Here is a 19,346-nt window from a genome sequence, read left to right as displayed (position 1 = left end):
CAACCTCCTGCTGACCATGGTCAGCCCCATCATCAGGACAGAGAGTCCCGCAGAATGTTTTTGCGGATTTTGCCAGTGGCCGTCTTTGGCAGCTCACCAAACACCACCTTTTTCGGCGCCTTGAAGCGCGCCATATTCTCTCGACAAAAAGCGATAACCTCCTCGGGGGTAAGTTCATCGCAGTCATCAACGGGTTTGACAAATGCACAGGGCACTTCGCCCCATTTGTCATCGGCCATTGCCACCACTGCCGCTTCTGAGATTTTCGGATGGCGGTAGAGAACCTCCTCCACTTCCAGGCTGGAGATGTTCTCGCCACCGGAGATAATCACGTCCTTGGCCCGGTCACGGATTTCGACATAGTGATCCGGGTGCATCACAGCCAGGTCACCAGTGTGGAACCAGCCATCGCTGAATGCCGTCTCGGTAGCTTCCGGGTTTTTCAGGTAACCCTTCATCACAGTGTTGCCACGAATACAGATCTCACCCATGGCGTTGCCCTCTGCGGACACGGGTTCGCCACTGGCCATATCCAGCACTGCAACCTCGTCCAGACCGTGGGTGGGAACGCCCTGGCGGGACATTTTCAACGCCCGCTCTTCCAGCGGAAGCTGGTGCCATTCCGGCTGGGGCACGCACAGTGTGGAAGGGCCGAATGTCTCGGTCAGGCCATACAGGTGGGTAACCTGGAAGCCGATCTCCTCTGCCTTTCGGATAACACTGCTGGGTGGAGCTGCACCCCCCAGCGCAAAGTGAGCGGGGCGAGAAAGCGTCAGCCCCTCACGCCCGAGCTCCTCCAGCATCATGTTCATTACCACTGGAGCACCACACATGTGGGTCACACCGTAGTCTTCGATCCGGCGGTAGATTTCAAGAGCATCCACCTCCCGCAGGCAGACATGAGTGCCGCCCACTGCGGTAATAGCCCAGGTATAGGCCCAGCCGTTGCAGTGGAACATTGGCAGGGTCCACAGGTAGACAGTCTCGGCGGTCATGTTGAAAACCATGGCGTTGGTCATCGCCGCCAGGTAGGCGCCGCGATGGTGGTAGACCACGCCCTTGGGGTTGCCGGTGGTACCGGATGTGTAATTCAGGCTGATGGCTTCCCATTCATCGGTGGGCCGTTGCCAGGAAGCCTCCGGGTCTCCTTCTTTCAACAGACTCTCGTAGTCCAGATCGGCAAGACCCTTGCTCGCCCCTGCTTTGCGTTCGATCGCAATCAGCAACGGAGGTATTTCAAGCTCAGCTATCGCGGCCCTGACCTGGTTTTCCCACTCGGTATCGTAGAACAGCACCCGGGCTTCGCCGTGTGCAAGGATGAAGGACAGCGTTGCGGCATCCAGGCGGATATTGACCGCATTGAGCACCGCACCGGTCATGGGAACGGCATAGTGCGACTCGAGCATCTCGTGGCTATTCGGGCACAGGATAGCCACGGTATCGCCGGGGTTAATGCCGCGGCGGTGAAGTGCGTCGCTCATTTGACAACAACGCCGATAAAACTGCCGGTACGACAGCGTGCGGTCGTCATCGATGACCGCCCGCTTGTCAGGGTAGACCTGCGCTGAACGCTGGAGCAGGCTCAGCGGCGTCAACGCGGAGAAGTTGGCGGCCGTCTTGTCGAGATTGCTGTACTTATTCATGGTTCTATCCATGGTTTACGGTTTCAGATAGCCGGGGTTGTTGATGCGCAACCGTGCTTCCGTGAGCCTCCGGAGCACTGCGCGAAGGGCCGGGTCGGCTCCATCCAGACCACGCTCCCGAATGACCCGGGCAAGGGCTGGCTCAGCCTCCTCAGAGGTGACAGCGAGCGAGCGTTCCGCCAGGAAGGCACGTACGGTCTGATCGGTTTCTTCGGGCTCGCCCTGCTCGCGCTGTTCAAGCTCCCGTATTGCCATACCCATGGCATTGGCGATCATCAATGCCTGGTATTTGCGCTCTCCCGCCAGTTCCGGGGCTACCGAATCCAGAAGTACCTGGCGAGCCTCGGTGAGAAGATCCCGGCTTTCCGGTTGATTAATCATCGCCCGTCCTCCAGTTCCTCAATCTGATTCAGCAAATCGATCTCCATCTGGGCCACCATGCGGCCAGTCAGAGCCAGCTCCAGGGAACGCTGTTCACCGGACATATGTCGTCCCGCCTGTTGCAGCGCGATCATGGCCCAGCGCACCAGAGCCATGACTTCCCAGTAACTGACCGCAGCCGGGTCAAGCCCGACGCCGCTGACTTCCCGGTAGCCGTCCAGCAAATCCTGCTTGTCACCGATGCCACCAGCTTCCCGGTCATCACGACCGAACCGCCAGCTGCGGCAACAGAGCCAGCCCAGATCCTCACAGGGATCACTCCAGGCGGCGAACTCCCAGTCGAGAACGGCAGTCAGCTGATCATCGTCCATCATGTAATTACCGGTCCGGAAGTCACAGTGGCAAAGCACCGTCGGGCCTGGTTCCGGCGCGTGGTCTTCAAGCCAGTTCAGCGCCCACTCCAGGACCGGATGGGGTTCACCGATTTCTTCCAGATAGCGGCGATACAGCGCAACCCTGCTTAGGGCCGGATTGTCCGAATCGGGAAGCGCGAGGAACTGCAGTGACTCCTGCGGTGGTTTTACGGTGTGCAATCTGGCGAGCTCAGCACCCAGCCGGCGCACAATATTCCGGCGCTGCTCTTCAGTGAAATCCGCCTTGACCAGCTTGCGCGGAGAAGCGCTCCCCGCTGCCCGGGTCATGACGTAAAATACCTGCCCGCTGATTTCGGTGTCTTCGCACAGCCACAGCGGCTCCGGAGTCGTAACCCCGGCTTTGAATGCGGCTTCGAGCACCCGGAATTCCTGGGGCCTGGACAGGCTCTCAGCGACCCCCGAAGGGGCGTCCTGGCGGACCACGAATTCCTGAATCCCCGGCCGGGTGCCGCCCTCCAGCTCCAGGGTCAACCCGAAGTTGTCTTGAATCGCGCCCCCGGAGAGCTTGTCGAAATCGATAACCCGAGCACTCCTGGCACCACTTTGCCCGGCAATGAACGTGCTGAAGGTGTCGGCGAGCGCAGACATCAGGCCTTCACTCCCCAGTGCCAGAAGTCCGTGCGCTCCGCCAGCAGAGTCTTCGAGAACACCATCTTGTGAATTTCCGAGGCACCGTCCACCAACCGCGCCTGGCGAGCATATCGGTAGATCCATTCCAACGGTGTATCCTTGGAATAACCCCTCGCACCGCACAGCTGAATGGCCGTATCCACCGCCTTATGCAGGGTGTCGGCCACTGCAACCTTGGCCATGGACACTTCCTTGCGGGCGAAGTCTCCCTGATCCAGTTTCCAGGCAGCGTGCATGGTCAGCAGACGGCCGATCTGAATCTCCATCGCAGCCTCGCCCAGCAGCCACTGCACGCCTTCACGCTGAGCCAGGGTCTGGCCGAACGACTCGCGGTTATCGACGTACTCGGTGGCAATCTCCAGGGAGCGGCGGGCAAGGCCAAGCCAGCGCATGCAATGGGTCAGGCGGGCCGTACCGAGACGAATCTGGGTGAGCTTCAGGCCGTCTCCAACCTCCATAAGCCGGTTCTCGTCGGGAATTTCCAGGCCATCGAAGCGGAGTTCGCAATGGCCGCCGTGCTCCTCCGGCCCCATGATCGGAATCCGACGGATGATCTCCCAGCCCGGGTCATCCTTGTGGAACAGGAAGGCGGACAGGCCCTTGCGGGTGTCGTCGGAAGTGCGGGCAATCAGAATGAAGTGGGAGGCTTCACCAGCACCGGTAATGTAGTGCTTGTGGCCATCGATGACCCACCGATCCCCCTTGCGCGTGGCGGTGGTCTGCATCATGCCGGGGTCCGAGCCGCACCCGGGGGCAGGTTCAGTCATGGCAAACGATGACCTTACCCTGCCTTCCACGATGGGCTTGAGCCAACGCTCCTGCTGGGCTTCAGTCGCCACCTTCGCCAATACCATCATGTTGCCGTCGTCCGGTGCCGCGGAATTGAACACCACGGGACCGAAAATCGAACGATTCATCTCTTCGTAGCAGGCCGCCATACCAGAGATATCGAGGCCCTTTCCCCCCAGGTGCTCGGGAATCTGCAAACACCACAGGCCCTGCTGTTTTGCCTTGGCACGCATCTTCTCAAGATGGTCGGGCGCAATATTTTCGTGTTCATCATAGGCGTCCGGATTTTGCTCCAGCGGCAACAGCTCCTGCTCCACGAAGTCCCGTATATGTTTTCGGTATGACTCGTTCTTGGGGTTCAGATTAAAGTCCACAGCCCGCTCCTTACAGCGAAGATTGAAGATGACCGCCATCCACCACGAGGGTGCTGCCAGTCATGTAGTCGGAAAGTCCTGAAGCCAGAAGCATCAAGGGGCCGCTCAGGTCATCAGCCTGACCCAGACGGCGCTGGGGAATCCGGCGGATCATTTTCTGACCGGGTTCACTGGCGAAGAAATCGCGATTCAGGTCGGTTTCGATGTAACCCGGTGCCAGCGCATTGACGCGAATACCATAACGGGCCCATTCCAACGCAAGGGCACGGGTCAGCTGCTCGACCCCGGCCTTCGCGGCAGCATAAGGCGCCACATTGCCAGCAACGCGATGGCCAAGAATGGAAGAAATCATGATGATGCTGCCGCCCCGGTTGATTGCAGAGAGGCGACGTGCCGCCTCATTGGCAACCAGCCAGCAGCCCTTGAGATTGGTATCAATCACCCGGTCCCAGTCCGAACCCTTGAGGTCCAGTGCCTTCTTGCTGGTTGCCACGCCAGCGTTGGAAACCACTACATCCGGGACCGCGATGTCGTCGGCCATGGTATCGAAGGCTTCAGTGACGCTGGCTTCATCGGTCACATCCATGGTTACAACATGGATCCGATCGGCATGTTCGGGAAACTCGTCTCTGTGGGACTCCAGCGCCTCGCGGCGGCGGCCACTGGCAATGACCGTAGCACCGGCCTCCAGCAGGCATCGGGTAAAGCTATGACCCAGTCCGCCAGCGGCGCCGGTGACCAATGCAGTCTTGCCGTCAAGGCGGAGAGACCAGTTGTTATTGCCAGAGTTCGTGTTATTGGGATTGTTCATATTTCGACCTCCGTCATCCAAAAATAGAACGAGCGCTCGAAATATTCAAGAAAATTTTAAAAATCGACTACTGCGACTGATCCGAACTGTCAGATTGTTGTGAATATTGCGCTGCTGACAGGCCCCTCATCTCAAATCAGCAAACGCCTCTTTCACATGACCCGCCAATGCATCGTTAACCGGATTGCTGCCGCCGCGCACCAGTGCGATCTGGTAATTCGCAAGGGCCGGCAGCCCCTCCCTGTCGAGTTTTCGCAATGGTGGCTGCACGAGACTGATGGGGAAAGGTGCGACTGCAAGATCCGCCAGCATAGCTGCCTCCTGGCCGGAGGAGTTATCGCAGGTATAGGCGATGCGATAGGGCATATGGGCTTCATCCAATGCATTCAGGGCCATTCGACGCCAGGCACAGCCATGGTTAGCGAGGGACACTGGCAAGGGTGAACGATTGGCCGCTATACCTCCCTCGCGCCCCGTCCACACCAGTGGCTCCGTGTGTACGACTTCTCCCCGCCATTCCTGACCCTCATTACCGATCGTTACCAGCACCATATCCAGTTCGCCAGCGTCCAGGCGCACCAGATTCTGCTGGCTTGAGCCAACCACTACGTCTACCTGGACAGCCGGATAAGACCGTGCAAACTGTGCAAGCACCCTGGGCAGAATACGGCTACCCACATCATCTGACGTACCGAAACCTACCCTGCCTTCCAGGGTGGGCCTCAGGAATTGCTGCATGGCTTCCTCATTCAACCGCAACAGACGCCGCCCGTAGCCCAGCAACATCTCACCCTCGGGGGTCAGGCGAACGTGGCGGGCTTCACGGACAAACAGAACATGCCCGAGGATTTCCTCGAGCCGCTTTATCTGCATGCTCAGAGCCGAAGGCGTGCGGAAGACCTGCTTGGCAGCCCGGGTAAAACTTCCGCTTTCAGCAATCGCCACGAAGGTTCTCAAAACGTCGGTATCCAGCAGGGGGATAGCCTCACGGGTGATCACAGGTCTTGAACCGTCCATCTTTTTACCTTTCAGTTTTTCTTAACTCAGATGTTAAATCTTTTCGTTTGTTTGATCAAAGGTGAAGTTGCATGCTTGGAACACGCCCATCGTCGACCAGGAGACCCTCAAGATGTCCAACCAACAGGAATTCCGTCGCCCGGAACTGCTACCGGATTCCCCGGCGAATCCACCAGAACTGGAGCTGTACATGCCAGCAACACCACCGCTCGCCTTCATGGCAACACTCGAGTTCTGGCTCAAGATCTTTCGTCGACGACATCATTTTCGGCGGCTGTTTGTACCGTTGCTGGATGAGGATGATCAGATACTGTCAGATATCGGGTTTGAGAGGACGGATATTCAGTGGGCACTCAGGCTCCCACTGAAGGTGGATGCCCTGAAGGCACTGCAAGTTTGCCGCAAGGCGAGAAGAGAACTGTAAGACATCTTCGGGTGAGTGCTCAGGCCTTCGCCAACGCCACAATGTCCGGGTACTCATGCACCCGGACATCCGGCCCGGAATCCTGATCAAGTGACAAACCACACACTTCGTTCACCATCGCCCCGGCCACGATATCCGCTTCAATCGCACGAAACCGCTCCAGCGGGCCGATCAGCGCCCGGTTAACCAGGGGCATGGCTTTCATACCGAGCGCTTCAGCGGTCCGGCTCTCGTCCCTTTCGCCCAGAAGCAGGCTGGGTTGATAAATGGACAGCAACGGAAAGCCCAAGGCTTTTACGCTCTCCTCCAGGTCGCCTTTTACCCGATTGTAAAATACCTTGGATGAAGACGAAGCGGCGATGGCGGACATCAGGATAAATGCTTTCACGCCGTTTGCCCGGCCCAGCTCCGCCGCTTTCAGCGGATAACCATAATCCACCTTGCGGAATTGTTCCGGGGAACCGGCTTTCTTGATAGTGGTGCCAAGACAACAGATGATGACATCCACCGCGAACAGTTCGCCGTGTTCACGAATCCTGTCAAAATCCATCTCGTGCTGCTCAAGTTTTTCATGAGTCAGTGCAATTTCGCGGCGCACCGGCGCGACAACCGAAGACACACGGTCATTCGCCAGCAACCGCTCCAGGACTTTACCGCCGGTCAGGCCGGTGGCGCCCAGTAGCATCACTTTCATAGAATTTCTCTTAGCCGAGGAGAACACGGCAACCATATCACGCTGCACAAAAGCAGTTTACACTGAATGGAACCGCACACTGGCTCACCTGCTGATTCAAAATCGATAACCCATGACTGATTCTGCCATTTTCAACGCGCTCCAGACCGGCCTCCAGGGCTGGCTTTATCCTGGACTGACCGCCCTGCTATCGGTGGTTGTCACCTTGCTGGTTTTTAAAGGTGTGCTGGCCATTATTCAGCGACTGACCCGCAGCAGGACCGTTCCGCGCCTTTTTTTTGATGCCTCGGCTCCAGCTTTAGGCGTTGTTCTGGCCCTGCTGGTTCTGAACGGGATTCTGGAGGCTGCTTCTCCTGACTTGCCATTTCTGGCCACCTTTCAACACGCCGCCACGCTGCTGTTGATTGTCGCTGTCACCTGGGCCCTGGTGCGCTGCACCTCTGCCATCGGAGATGTCATCGTCTCTTTGAACCCGGTCTTGGAAGGCCAGTGGAAGCGTGCCCGCAAGGTAGAAACGCAGACACGTTTTCTGGTGAGGGTACTGAATATTCTTATTGTCATCGTGGGCATGGGCGCTGCACTGGTCACCTTCGAACCGGTTCGTCACCTCGGCAGCGGCCTGCTGGCGTCAGCGGGTATCGGCGGCATCATTCTGGGCTTCGCGGCCAAGCCAGTGCTCGGCAACCTGCTTGCGGGGATGCAGATCGCGCTGACCCAGCCTTTTCGCATTGATGACGTTCTTTATGTACAAGGCGAGTGGTGCTGGGTGGAGGAAGTAACCGCCACCTACGTTGTTCTGAGAGTATGGGACCTGAGGCGGCTGGTTGTGCCGCTGCAATGGTTTATCGAGAACCCGTTCCAGAACTGGACCAGAAACGACACCGAGCTGGCCGGGACGGTATTCATCAATGTTGACTACGGCATGCCAGTTGAGCCGATACGAACAGAATTCAACAGACTGCTGCAACAATCACCGGAATGGAACGGGAACATCAGTACCGTACAGGTCACAGACGCCGGAGAGACCACCATCCAGGTCCGCCTGTTCATGAGTGCCATAGACTCCTCGGCGCTCTGGAACCTCCGCTGCGCTATCCGCGAGGGCCTCATTACCTTTATCCAGGAGCAATACCCCGAGCACCTGCCCCGTGTACGCGCCCGGCTGGTCGATAAGCCGGATCATTGAGTCGCGGCTTGTGTCACCCGGTCTACCAGGTAAACAAGCCCGTGGTAATCAATCCCGCCGTGCCGGCTCAGGCCGATCTCGCAGGTACGGCTGGTGGAGATCCCCTCAGTGCAACCTTCTATCTGGCGCGGCAGCGTGCGCAGTGCATGGTTGTTCAGCTCCGGCACATTGAACCCTTTGTCGCCGGCAAAAGCGCAGCAGTGAATATCCTCCGGAATCACCACATTGGTGCTGCAGCGTCGGGCGATATCGATCAACCCCTGGGACTCACCAAGATGCTGCGTACTGCAGGTAACGTGAATGGCGATGGGTGTCTCTTCGGGCTTAAACACCAGACGATCAACCAGCTTCTCGCGGATAAATTTCACCGGATCGTACAGGTCAAGGCCCAGCTCGCGCGCCGCTTCCTGAATCTGCAACGTGCACGGGCTGGTATCGCAATACACCGGATCCTTGCCATTACGCGTAGCGGCGAGCAACGCATCCAATAGCTCGGATTTCTTGCGATCTGCCTGTTCCGGGTAACCCTTGGAGGCGAAAGGCTGGCCACAACAAAGCGCATCCAGCCCCTGGGGATGAACCACCTGGTAACCGCCCTTCTTCAGTAATTGGCGGGTTTTGTCCTGCAATGTTGTTTGCTCAGCGTCAGTAATGGCCGGCCCCATCACACGGGAGACGCAGGCGGGCAGGTATACCACCCTTGGTGCGCCACTATCCGCCGTCGGTACCGGCGGAACAAAACGGATGGGCTGTGGCATGGCCGGATCCCATTGTGGCAGTCGCTGCCCCGAAATTTTACTCATCCCTGCACTCAGCTTTGCCAGCCTCGGAGCGCCGAGGAGTTTTTCCGCGCCAGAGGCCATGGCAAGCACGAACCGCGTGCCCCGCAACACAGTCGGAAAATGCCCCGCCACCCAATTGGCTGTGCCGTGGTGGCCCGTTTTCTGTGCCCGCAACTTGCGCACCAGGTCGCCAGTGTTGATATCCACCGGGCATCGCTGGGCGCACAAGCCGGTGGCCGCACAGGTATCTATGCCGTGGTACTGGTAGGCCGCTTCCAGTTCGGAGGTATCCTCCCCGGCCCGCTTCTTCGCCTGGATATCACGCCAGATCACAATGCGCTGGCGCGGCGACAAGGTCAGCCCTTCCGAGGGACATACCGGCTCGCAGAACCCACACTCGATGCACTTGTCCACCAATGGGTCGGCGGCGGGCAACGGCTTCAGGTTCTTGAGGTGGATGTCCGGATCCCTGGAAAGAACCACATCCGGATTCAGCAGGTTGTCCGGGTCCAGCAGGCCCTTGATCTTCCACATCAGCTCCCAGGCGTCGTGCCCCCACTCCAGCTCCACAAAAGGTGCCATATTGCGACCGGTACCGTGTTCGGCCTTGAGAGAACCGCCGAACTCAACCGCCACCAGTTGCGAGACATCTTTCATGAAGGCGTCGTAGCGCGCCACCTCGGCAGGGTCATCAAACCCCTGGGGAAACACAAAGTGAAGATTGCCTTCCAGGGCATGGCCAAAAATAATGGCGTCGTCATAGCCGTGTTTCACAAACAGCGACTGCAGTCGCTTGACGCCCTCGGCCAGCTGGTCAAGCGGGAAGGTAACGTCTTCGATAATGACCGTGGTACCGGTTGGGCGCACCGCACCTACGGCCGGGAAAGTACCCTTGCGGATGGCCCACAACAGATCCGACACCTTGGGGTCAGTGGTGAAATCCACCTTTTCCTCAACCGGGAAGTCCGCCAGAGCGGCCTTGATCTTTACCAGTTGCTCTTTCAACACGGCCTGGTCCGGAGCTCTTGTTTCAATCAACAGGGCGCAGGCGTTATCCGACAATCCATGTATCCATCCCGGAAGACCGGGCTTGTCCTGAACGGAGCGCAGACTTCGCCGGTCCAGCAGCTCTACGGCATCTACCGGCTGTGACCGCAGAAGGGCCGCCGCGCGACAGCAACTGTCTGCATTAGTGAAAACCAGCAGTGCCGTGGCCTTATTGGGATAATCCGGCACCGTGTTATAGGTCACCGAGCTTACAAACCCCAGGGTGCCCTCAGAACCCACCATCAGGTGGGTGAGAATATCCATTGGGTCGCTGTAGTCCACCAGGGCATTGAGTGACAGGCCGGTGGTGTTTTTCAGCCGATACTTGTGGCGGATACGGTCCGCCAGCTCGGTGTTTGCCCGCGTCTCAGCCGCCAGCTTTTCCAGTTCCGCAAGTAGCCCGGCGTGGCTGGACCGGAAGACTTTCACACTGGCGAAGTCTTCGGTATCCACCACTGCCCCATCCGCCAGCACAAGGCGCATACTGGCGAGAGTATGATAGGTATTCTGGGCAGTGCCGCAGCACATGCCACTGGCGTTATTGGCAACAATGCCACCGATTTTGCAGGCATTGATGGACGCGGGGTCAGGGCCGATCTTATAGCCGTATGGCGCCAGCCAGGCATTAGCCTGGGCACCAATGATTCCCGGCTGCAGACGGATCTGGCGACCTTCATTACGAATCTCGTGATCTCTCCACTGATCACCCAGTACCAGCAGGATGGAGTCGCTGATGGCCTGGCCAGAAAGGCTGGTACCTGCGGCACGGAAGGTGACGGGAGCCGCAAAGCGCCGGGCGATCTTCAGTACCCCGACGACTTCATCCTCGCTTTCCACCTTCACCACGACGCCCGGAATCAGCCGATAGAAGCTGGCATCAGTGCCGTAGGCCAGTGTCGACAGCGGGTCGTCATAGACCCGCGCGGCCGGGATCAATTCTTTTATTGCCGTGAGGGTGTCAGGGGAAAGACTCATGAGGCTCCCATTAATGGATTAGACCGTGCAGACAGGACGCGGCCAGCGCAATCAATCCGCTGAACCGGGTATACAGTATAGCGATGACCAGACCGTTTTACCCGGGGTCCGGGCTTCTGCTATGGCCTGCACAGTGATTTCAAAGTGATGAGCACAGACAGTCAAGCCATGATATCGTTCCGGTAAGCTAATAGAGCAGGTTTGTCAGCATCTTCGCAAGCCACTCTCCATAAAATCACGCACGGACTGCCCATGATTTTCGGAATCGCCTGGTTTGTAATGATGTGGTTTGGCCTGGCTGCGGTGATGCTTATTGCCGTTGCAGTGTATCTGCTGCGCCGCAAATCCGGTGGCCGAAATGAAAGCGAGACGGCCACGCGCCTGCAACAGAGCGAAGCGCACCAACAAGTGCTTGAGAAGGTCCAGGGCATGCACACCGCAACTGACCGTCTCCGGGGGCGCGCTCGAGTAAAAGCGTTGCGGCAATACATGGATGGAATGAGCGATGATCTGGAACTGGTCTCGCAAATCCGCCGGCCTGAAAACGGAGCCCCAAAAGGCGAGTGGGTGATTGCGCCCGGCGCACAAACCAACCGCCGGATTCTTTACATCCACGGCGGCTCCTGGATCGCCGGCAGCCCCAAAAGCCATCGCGCCATCACCGACCGCTTGTCCCGGCTGACCCGTGCCTCTGTCTTCGCCGTTGATTACCGGTTAATGCCGGAAAATCGCTACCTGGACGGGATTATCGACTGCCGAACGGCCTACCGCTGGATACTCGAGAACGGCCCGGACGGAACAGAACCGGCAGATTTCCTTGTAGTTGCCGGGGACTCCGCCGGCGGCAGCCATACCCTGGGGCTGATTGCCTGGGTACGGGACCATGGCCTGCCACAACCGGATGCCGCTATCGCGTTATCGCCTTCTACCGAGCTGATGCTCACGTCGCTGGGCAAGCGCGCCAATCTGAAAACCGATCCCATGCTGGGGCCAACGGTCAAGAAACTGTCGCGGGTACCCGTGCCCTTGTTGTGGTGGGGAACGGTTCTGGGCCTGCGGGTATTACCCACCAGCCCGATTGCATCCCCCCTGCGAGGAAGACTGCACAACCTTCCACCGACCCTTATTCACGTCAGTGAATCGGAATTGCTGGCGGAAAACGCCCGGCGGTATGTGGAGAAAGCGAGGGCTGCCGGATCACCGGTGGAAATAAAAACCTGGCCCGACATGGTTCATGTGTGGCACCTGTTCACGCCACTATTACCGGAAGCGGAAGCGGCATTCGAGCATATCGGAGAATTTCTGGCGCGTGTGGAAACAGGCCGCGCTTGACCAATAAGCTCAGTCCCGCTCCGCTCCGCGCAATATCGCGTGCAACAACTCTTCCGCATCAAACTTTGTCAGAGCCTCATCGGCGCCCACCTGTCTGGCGTAGCTCACGCTCATTTCGCTGTTCAACGAGGTGTGAAGAATGATGTAGGGCTGTTTGAGGGAACTGCTGTCCCGCACGTTGAAGGTCAGCTCATAACCATCCAGCCCGGGCATTTCAATGTCACTCACCAGGATATCAATGGGTTTGCCATCGTTGTTGGCGTTGTTCATCAGGTCCAACGCATCCTGGCCATTGGTGGTCACAAAATAGGTAACGTCCTTGGCGTCCAGGGCATCGGAAAGCTGTTTGCGTGCCACCTGGGAATCGTCCACCAGCAGGATATTCAGGCCTTTCAGAGTCTCGCGCTGAACGTCGGTCAGGACCACCTCGGACGGATTGACGGACTCCGGATACACCCGCGCCAGCAACAGTTCGACGTCCAGCAACTGGACAATCTGATCCTCAATAGTCACCAGCCCAGTTATGAAAGCGCGGTCGCCAAGGCTTTTGGGGGGAGGCATTACATCCTTCCAGTCCGTCTCTACAATTTTGCGAACGCTGCGCACCAGAAAGCCGATTTCCCTGCGCTGGATATCGGTGATGATAATAGAGGCTGTCTTGCGCTCTTCCACCGTCAGCGGCTGGGAACCAATCGCCGCGGCCATGTCGATCACCGGTACCGCCGAGCCGCGAAAACTCATGGTGCCGACCACCGCCGAATGGCTGTGAGGCAGTTTGGTCAACGGAACAAACGGCATGATCTCGCGGATTTTCAGAGTACCCAGCCCAAAGGGCCTATGGCTTGTCAGATAAAACAGCAACAGTTTCTGGGGGTGTTTGGTGCCCTCGGCCATAACCTTGTAACCTGTCTGGAACTTTGCGAAAAGTATATGACGCCGACAATAACATGTTGGAACGTCCGAAATTGTAAGATTTTGCAGCCGGCAGCCCCACCCGAGATGAACGCCCGATGAAGAACCTCACCTTCTCATCCCACTACGCCAGGGCCGTCCTTTACGGCCTGGACCAGGCGGGGGGCTATTCCGATGAATTGCTACGCAAAAACGGCATTGACCCGGAGTTCATCCACCCTCCCCGGGCGCGGGTACCCACCGAGCAGTTCATACGTCTTTTCCGGCTGGTATGGGGCAAGCTGGATGACGAATTCATGGGCCGCACCACAAAGCCCTGCCGAGTCGGGCATTTCCACTTGATGGGGTCACTGGTGGTACACAGTACCAACCTGGAGGAGGTTATCCGCCAGAGCATTCGCTGTTACCGGCTGTTTTCCGATGACATTGTGATCGATCTGGATACCAGCGGCGAGGAGGTGGAGCTGAGCATCACCCATCGCCACCCGGAGCTGGACCCGGACAATTTCCTGGTGGAGTGGCTGTTGCTGGTGTGGCATCGCCTGGTAGGCTGGCTGATTGGCCGCAAAATCGTGCTCAGCAACGCCACTTTCCAGCATGCATTGCCGGGGCACTTCGACGAGTACCGGTTTGTTTTCCCTTGCCGGTGCCATTTCAACCGCGCCCGCAACAGCCTGTTCTTCAGCCACAACTATCTGGATATGCCTGTCACCCGCACACCGGAAGAGCTAGATGCGTTTATCGAACAGTCACCCCGAAATCTGTTGATCTGGACTGATGAGGACGACAGCCTGACCACCCGGGTAAGACAGATTCTGGAGAATGTTGAGGACGAGCGATTACCCACTCAGGAGCAGATGGCCGAAGAGCTACACATGACAGCCTATACCCTGTCACGGAAACTGAAGGCGGAAGGAAGTTCTTACCAGAAGATCAAGGACAACCTGCGGCGGGACCAGGCAGTGATCATGCTCACGCGGCAGAATCTGACCGTGTCGGAGATTTCGTCGCAATTGGGATTTACTGAGCCCGGTGCCTTTTCACGTGCCTTCAAGCACTGGACCGGGCTCAGTCCACTGGCCTACCGTAAGCAGGACCAGTAGTTCTCCGCTTTCTTTTACAGCAGCTCGATCGCCACGGCAGTACCTTCCCCGCCACCGATGCACAGGGATGCCACACCGCGCTTGAGGCCACGCTGCTTCAGGGCGTTGATCAGGGTCACCATAATCCGCGAGCCTGAGGAGCCAATGGGGTGGCCCAGGGCGCAGGCGCCGCCATGAACGTTGACCTTGTCGGCATCCAGACCTAGCTCATTAATGGCCGCCAGGGTTACCACAGCAAAGGCTTCGTTGATTTCAAAAAGGTCCACGTCGTCACGGCTCCAGCCTGCTTTTTTCAGTACCTTTTCGATGGCACCAATGGGCGCGAGGGTGAACTCGGCCGGCAGGCGGGCATGGGTGGCGTGGGCGATGATGCGGGCCTGGGGTGTGAGGCCGCGTTTTTCAGCTTCTTCGCGGGTGGCCAGTACCATGGCGGAGGCGCCATCACTGATGGAGCTGGAGTTGGCGGCGGTAACGGAGCCGTCTTTGGCAAAGGCCGGTTTCAGCTGGGGGATTTTCTCCGGTTTGGCCTTGCCCGGTTGTTCGTCGGTGTCTACGACGGTGTCGCCGCCGCGGCCGGAGACGGTCACCGGGGTGATTTCGTCAGCGAATCCGCCGTTCTTGATGGCGGCAAGCGAGCGCTCAAGGGAGGCGATGGCGAAGTTGTCCATGGCTTCACGGCTGATATCGTACTTGTCGGCAGTGCGCTGGGCGAATACGCCCATGAGGCCGCCTTCGTAGGCGTCTTCGAGGCCGTCGAGGAACATGGAGTCGATGATCTGGCCGTGGCCCATGCGATAACCGGCGCGCGCCTTGGGCAGCAGGTACGGGGCCTGGCTCATGTTTTCCATGCCGCCGGCGATCATGATGGTGTTGGTGCCGGCTTTGATCTGGTCGTGGGCCATGATGACGGCCTGCATGCCGGAGCCGCACATTTTGTTGATGGTGGTGCAGCCGCTGGAGTCGGGGATGCCGGAGGCGCGGGAGGCCTGGCGTGCCGGTGCCTGGCCGAGGCCACCTGGCAGTACGCAGCCCATGATGACTTCCTCGATGTCGGCGGGCTGGAGGCCGCTTCTTTCGATGGCTGCCTTGATGGAGGTGGCGCCCAGATCAGGGGAGCGCACGGAGCTCAGATCGCCCATCATGCCACCCATGGGGGTTCTGGCGGAGCCTGCTATTACCACTTCAGTGTTGCTCATTTCTCATATCCTCTTTGACTCGGGGCGGGCCGAGTGACGATCACCCCATCCGGGACACGCCGTTAATACGTCCCTGTAGGCTCGTAAAAAACATCCCTGTTTTTTACGGTCCCGGATGGGGTGATCGTCACTCAGCCTCCAACTGTTGAGTTATCTACCGGTCTGTTTAGGCTTTTCGATTTACGCCTTGCCTAGAACAGACCTTGCGATGATTTCTTTCATGACTTCAGACGTACCGCCGTAAATTCTTTGCACTCTCGCGTCGATAAACGCTCTCGAAATCGGGTATTCGCTGGTGTAGCCGTAGCCACCGAACAACTGCAGACAACCGTCGGCGACCCGGCACTGCATTTCCGTGGCGCTGTATTTCGCCATGGACGCCGTTGGGGCGTCGAGTTCGCCTTTTTCGTACAGGCTGATGCACTCGTCGACGAAGGCGCGGTTGACGCGGCAGTCGGTCTCCATGCGAGCGATTTCGAAGCGGGTGTTCTGCAGTTGGGCCAGTTTCTGGCCGAAGAGTTCCCGTTCCCCGGCGTAAGTGATGGTGAGGTCCAATGCGCCGCGTGCGGCTGCGACTCCCAGTGCTCCGATGACGAGGCGTTCGCGGGGGAGTTCGCGCATCAGGTACATGAAGCCCTGGCCTTCTTCGCCCAGCAATGCCGATGCGGGGATGCGCATGTCGGAGAAGAAGAGTTCCGAGGTGTCGCCGGAGTGCTGGCCGATTTTGTCGAGGTTGCGGCCTTTGCTGTAGCCCGGTAACGAGGTGTCTACCAGGAACAGGCTGATGCCTCTGGCGCCGGCCTTGGGGTCGGTTTTGGCGGCGACGATCACCATGTCGGCGTGTTGGCCGTTGGTGATGAAGGTTTTCGAGCCGTTGAGGATGTAGTCCTCCCCGTCCTTCACGGCGCTGGTACGAATGGCCTGCAGGTCGCTGCCGGCGCCGGGTTCGGTCATGGCGATGGCGCCGACGGCTTCGCCGGAGACCATCTTCGGCAGCCAGTACTGGCGCTGTTCTTCGTTACCGATGTGGCTGAGGTAAGGGGCAACGATGTCGGAGTGCACCATGACGTTGGTGGACAGCGCGCCGAAGCCCATGCGGGCCATTTCTTCACCCACCACTACGGAATACTGGAAGGGTGCGACACAGCCACCCATGTCTTCGGGCACGTCGACGCAGAGCATGCCGGCGTTGCCCAGGGTGTTCCACAGTTTCCTGGGAACGATACCGGAGTGCTCCCAGTCTTCGTAGTGTGGGGTTACCTCGGTTTCCAGGGCCTTGATGACGGATTCCCGGAACATCTCGAGTTCTTCTTTATCAACAACGCTGGTCATGATTGTCTCCTGCCTTAAAATCCAATTACTTGGGCGCCATGCGCAGCGCGCTGTCCAGGCGGATGACTTCGCCGTTGAGGATCGGGTTGCGTACCATTTGGTCCACCAGCATGCCGAATTCCTCGGCCTTGCCCAGGCGCTTGGGGAACGGCAGGGTAGCGGCCAGGCTGTCCTGCACTTCCTGGGGCATACCGGCCATCATCGGGGTCATGAAAATGCCCGGAGCGATGGTGTTAACGCGGATGCCTTCCCGCGCCAGCTCCCTCGCGGACTGCAGTGTCATGGCGACAACGCCACCCTTGGAAGCGCTGTAGGCCGCCTGGCCGATCTGGCCTTCAAAAGCAGCCACGGATGCGGTGGATATCACCACGCCCCGTTCGCCATCGGCGTTGGGTTCGCGCTGGGCCATGTCGGCGGCGGCCAGGCGCATGATGTTGAAGGTGCCAATCAGGTTGACCTGGATAACCTTGTTGAAGTTCTCCAGCGGCATGGGGCCTTCCTTGCCGAGGATCTTGGCAGCCGGGGCGATACCGGCGCAGTTAACGGCGATACCGCACAGGCCATGGGCGTCACGGGCTGCTTTTACCGCGGCTTCGGCGCTTTCGGCGGAGGACACGTCGCACTCGATGAATACGCCACCAATGTCTTTCGCTACGGCTTCGCCCTTCTCTTTCGACAGGTCGAAAATCGCGACTTTACAGCCAGCTGCGGCCAGCGCTCGTGCTGCACCCTCACCAAGACCTGAGGCACCACCGGTTACGATGGCTGGTACACCTTGAAATTCCATAACTATCTCCTGATATTAACGCCACCGGCGCAACCCTGGGTCCACCGGTGAACTACTCGAATTTGGGTATGGGATCAGTCTGTCTCAGTCACCTCCTGGGCGCCATGACATAACCGGGCAGGAAATTTGATAAAAATTGACACGTCGGGACCATAACAGCTGTAGGCCCCGACGCTCACAATTGGCGGTCAGAGCTTCTTGGCGTCTTCCCGCAGCACGAACTTCTGGATCTTGCCGGTGGAGGTTTTCGGCAGTTCGCTGAACACCACCGTTTTCGGCACTTTGAACTTCGCGACTCTTTCCCGGCAGAAGGCGATAATGTCTTCCTCACTGACATCCCCGGCGTCCGGTTTGAGGGTCACAAAGGCACAGGGAGTCTCTCCCCACTTCTCGTCCGGTCTTGCTACCACCGCCGCTTCCAGAACATCTGGATGGCGGTAGAGCACATCCTCCAGTTCGATGGTGGAGATGTTCTCACCGCCGGAGATAATGATGTCCTTAAGGCGGTCCTTGATCTCCGCGTAGCCATCCGCATGCCACACTGCCAGGTCACCGGTGTGGAACCAGCCGCCCCGCAGGGCTTCAGACGTGGCTTTGGAATTTTTCAGATAGCCCTTCATCACCGTGTTGCCACGCAGGAAAATCTCTCCGATGGTCTTGCCGTCCTTGGGCACAGCTTCCATGCTCTCGGGGTCTCCCACCATCATGCCGGCGAGGGTGTGATACCGGACCCCCTGCCGCGCCTTGATGCGGGCGCGGTCTTCCACTGGCAGGTCGTCCCACTCGGATTTCCAGGCGCACACGGTTACCGGGCCGTACACCTCGGTGAGGCCGTAAACATGAGTCACCTGGATGCCCATCGCCTCAATGGCCTCGATTACCTTGGCCGGGGGCGCGGCGCCAGCCGTCATCGCCTGCACGGTATGGCTGAAGCTGGATTTCAGGGCCTCCGAAGCGCCCAGCAATGTATTCAACACAATCGGCGCGCCACACATGTGGCTGACCTTGTGCTCGCTGATCAGGTTCAGAATCTTCTCCGGGTCCACCTTGCGCAGGCACACGTGGGTACCGGCAAAGGCAGTAATAGTCCAGGGGAAACACCAGCCGTTGCAGTGGAACATCGGCAGCGTCCACAGGTACACCGGGTGCATACCCATGGACCACACCGCCTGATTGCCCATGGCGTTCTCATAGGCCCCGCGATGGTGATACACCACCCCTTTCGGGTTGCCGGTAGTGCCGGAGGTGTAGCACAGCGAAATGGCATCCCACTCATCGGCAGGCATCTGCCATTCGAATTCGGGATCGCCACTGGCCAGGAACGCCTCGTAGTCCAGGTCACTCACCTGAGTGCCACCGCCGCCTAGTTCGTGCCCATCCAGAAACACCGTTTTCCGGTGATCTGACGTGCTCCAGGAAGAACCAGTGTGAGTGAGAAGCTAAAGGATACCAGCGATGCCTGAATTATTGGCGTCATTGGTTGTTATTTGGTCAACT

The 19,346-nt window shown here is 58.6% G+C and carries 16 protein-coding genes and 1 pseudogene; 4 read left to right on the top strand and 13 right to left on the bottom strand.

Annotation, left to right across the window (positions count from 1 at the left end; translation table 11 throughout):
* Positions 1-32: 32 nt before the first annotated feature.
* From M8010_RS16030 to M8010_RS16005, 6 genes are all read right to left on the bottom strand, one after another.
* Entirely contained in the window at positions 33-1,643 is a 1,611-nt protein-coding gene (locus tag M8010_RS16030; protein ID WP_250093646.1) for an AMP-binding protein, read from the bottom strand.
* A 15-nt stretch (positions 1,644-1,658) separates the two neighbouring features.
* Positions 1,659-2,024, bottom strand: a complete 366-nt coding sequence (locus M8010_RS16025) for a DUF6285 domain-containing protein (protein ID WP_250093645.1) — start codon at positions 2,022-2,024, stop codon at positions 1,659-1,661.
* Complete coding sequence (locus tag M8010_RS16020) at positions 2,021-3,046, bottom strand: phosphotransferase family protein (protein ID WP_250093643.1); 1,026 nt, start codon at positions 3,044-3,046, stop codon at positions 2,021-2,023. The genes M8010_RS16025 and M8010_RS16020 overlap by 4 nt, the downstream gene beginning before the upstream one ends.
* Entirely contained in the window at positions 3,046-4,251 is a 1,206-nt protein-coding gene (locus M8010_RS16015; protein WP_250093641.1) for an acyl-CoA dehydrogenase family protein, read from the bottom strand. Before M8010_RS16015 ends, M8010_RS16020 begins: the two co-directional genes overlap by 1 nt.
* Positions 4,252-4,261: 10 nt before the next feature.
* On the bottom strand, positions 4,262-5,062 hold the full coding sequence (locus M8010_RS16010; protein ID WP_250093638.1) for an SDR family NAD(P)-dependent oxidoreductase: 801 nt from the start codon (positions 5,060-5,062) through the stop codon (positions 4,262-4,264).
* Between the two features lie 126 nt (positions 5,063-5,188).
* On the bottom strand, positions 5,189-6,079 hold the full coding sequence (locus M8010_RS16005) for a LysR family transcriptional regulator (RefSeq protein WP_250093636.1): 891 nt from the start codon (positions 6,077-6,079) through the stop codon (positions 5,189-5,191).
* A 112-nt stretch (positions 6,080-6,191) separates the two neighbouring features.
* On the opposite strand from M8010_RS16005, the gene M8010_RS16000 reads away from it, so the two are divergent.
* Positions 6,192-6,503: a hypothetical protein gene (locus M8010_RS16000; protein WP_250093634.1), complete on the top strand. Its 312-nt coding sequence runs from the start codon at positions 6,192-6,194 to the stop codon at positions 6,501-6,503.
* A 19-nt stretch (positions 6,504-6,522) separates the two neighbouring features.
* On the opposite strand, the gene M8010_RS15995 is transcribed toward M8010_RS16000, so the two are convergent.
* Positions 6,523-7,197, bottom strand: coding sequence for an NAD-dependent epimerase/dehydratase family protein (locus M8010_RS15995; protein WP_250093632.1), 675 nt, complete (start codon positions 7,195-7,197; stop codon positions 6,523-6,525).
* A gap of 112 nt (positions 7,198-7,309) precedes the next feature.
* On the opposite strand from M8010_RS15995, the gene M8010_RS15990 reads away from it, so the two are divergent.
* Positions 7,310-8,383: a mechanosensitive ion channel family protein gene (locus M8010_RS15990; protein ID WP_250093630.1), complete on the top strand. Its 1,074-nt coding sequence runs from the start codon at positions 7,310-7,312 to the stop codon at positions 8,381-8,383.
* On the opposite strand, the gene M8010_RS15985 is transcribed toward M8010_RS15990, so the two are convergent.
* Positions 8,377-11,187, bottom strand: a complete 2,811-nt coding sequence (locus M8010_RS15985) for an FAD-binding and (Fe-S)-binding domain-containing protein (protein ID WP_250093628.1) — start codon at positions 11,185-11,187, stop codon at positions 8,377-8,379. The genes M8010_RS15990 and M8010_RS15985 overlap by 7 nt on opposite strands.
* 252 nt (positions 11,188-11,439) lie before the next feature.
* Between M8010_RS15985 and M8010_RS15980 the strand changes: the two genes are divergently transcribed.
* Positions 11,440-12,519 (top strand): alpha/beta hydrolase, encoded by a 1,080-nt coding sequence (locus M8010_RS15980; RefSeq protein ID WP_250093627.1) that lies wholly within the window; start codon positions 11,440-11,442, stop codon positions 12,517-12,519.
* A 9-nt stretch (positions 12,520-12,528) separates the two neighbouring features.
* Here the strand turns inward: M8010_RS15980 and M8010_RS15975 are convergent, their stop codons facing one another.
* Entirely contained in the window at positions 12,529-13,413 is an 885-nt protein-coding gene (locus tag M8010_RS15975; RefSeq protein ID WP_250093626.1) for a chemotaxis protein, read from the bottom strand.
* A gap of 116 nt (positions 13,414-13,529) precedes the next feature.
* Between M8010_RS15975 and M8010_RS15970 the strand changes: the two genes are divergently transcribed.
* Positions 13,530-14,534 (top strand): AraC family transcriptional regulator, encoded by a 1,005-nt coding sequence (locus M8010_RS15970; RefSeq protein ID WP_250093624.1) that lies wholly within the window; start codon positions 13,530-13,532, stop codon positions 14,532-14,534.
* Positions 14,535-14,548: 14 nt separating this feature from the next.
* On the opposite strand, the gene M8010_RS15965 is transcribed toward M8010_RS15970, so the two are convergent.
* The 4 genes and pseudogenes from M8010_RS15965 to M8010_RS15950 form a co-directional block, all read right to left on the bottom strand.
* Positions 14,549-15,730, bottom strand: coding sequence for a thiolase family protein (locus M8010_RS15965; protein WP_250093622.1), 1,182 nt, complete (start codon positions 15,728-15,730; stop codon positions 14,549-14,551).
* Positions 15,731-15,910: 180 nt separating this feature from the next.
* Complete coding sequence (locus M8010_RS15960) at positions 15,911-17,065, bottom strand: acyl-CoA dehydrogenase family protein (RefSeq protein WP_502846230.1); 1,155 nt, start codon at positions 17,063-17,065, stop codon at positions 15,911-15,913.
* A gap of 22 nt (positions 17,066-17,087) precedes the next feature.
* On the bottom strand, positions 17,088-17,849 hold the full coding sequence (locus M8010_RS15955) for an SDR family NAD(P)-dependent oxidoreductase (RefSeq protein ID WP_250093620.1): 762 nt from the start codon (positions 17,847-17,849) through the stop codon (positions 17,088-17,090).
* A gap of 188 nt (positions 17,850-18,037) precedes the next feature.
* A pseudogene (locus M8010_RS15950) lies at positions 18,038-19,210 on the bottom strand (AMP-binding protein); the annotation flags it as partial.
* Between the last annotated feature and the right edge of the window lie 136 nt (positions 19,211-19,346).

Origin of the sequence: Marinobacter sp. ATCH36, assembly GCF_023555055.1 — a bacterium.
Taxonomy (GTDB): domain Bacteria; phylum Pseudomonadota; class Gammaproteobacteria; order Pseudomonadales; family Oleiphilaceae; genus Marinobacter.
Note: the sequence above shows the minus strand (reverse complement) of the source record. Positions and strands in the feature narration are given on the sequence as shown.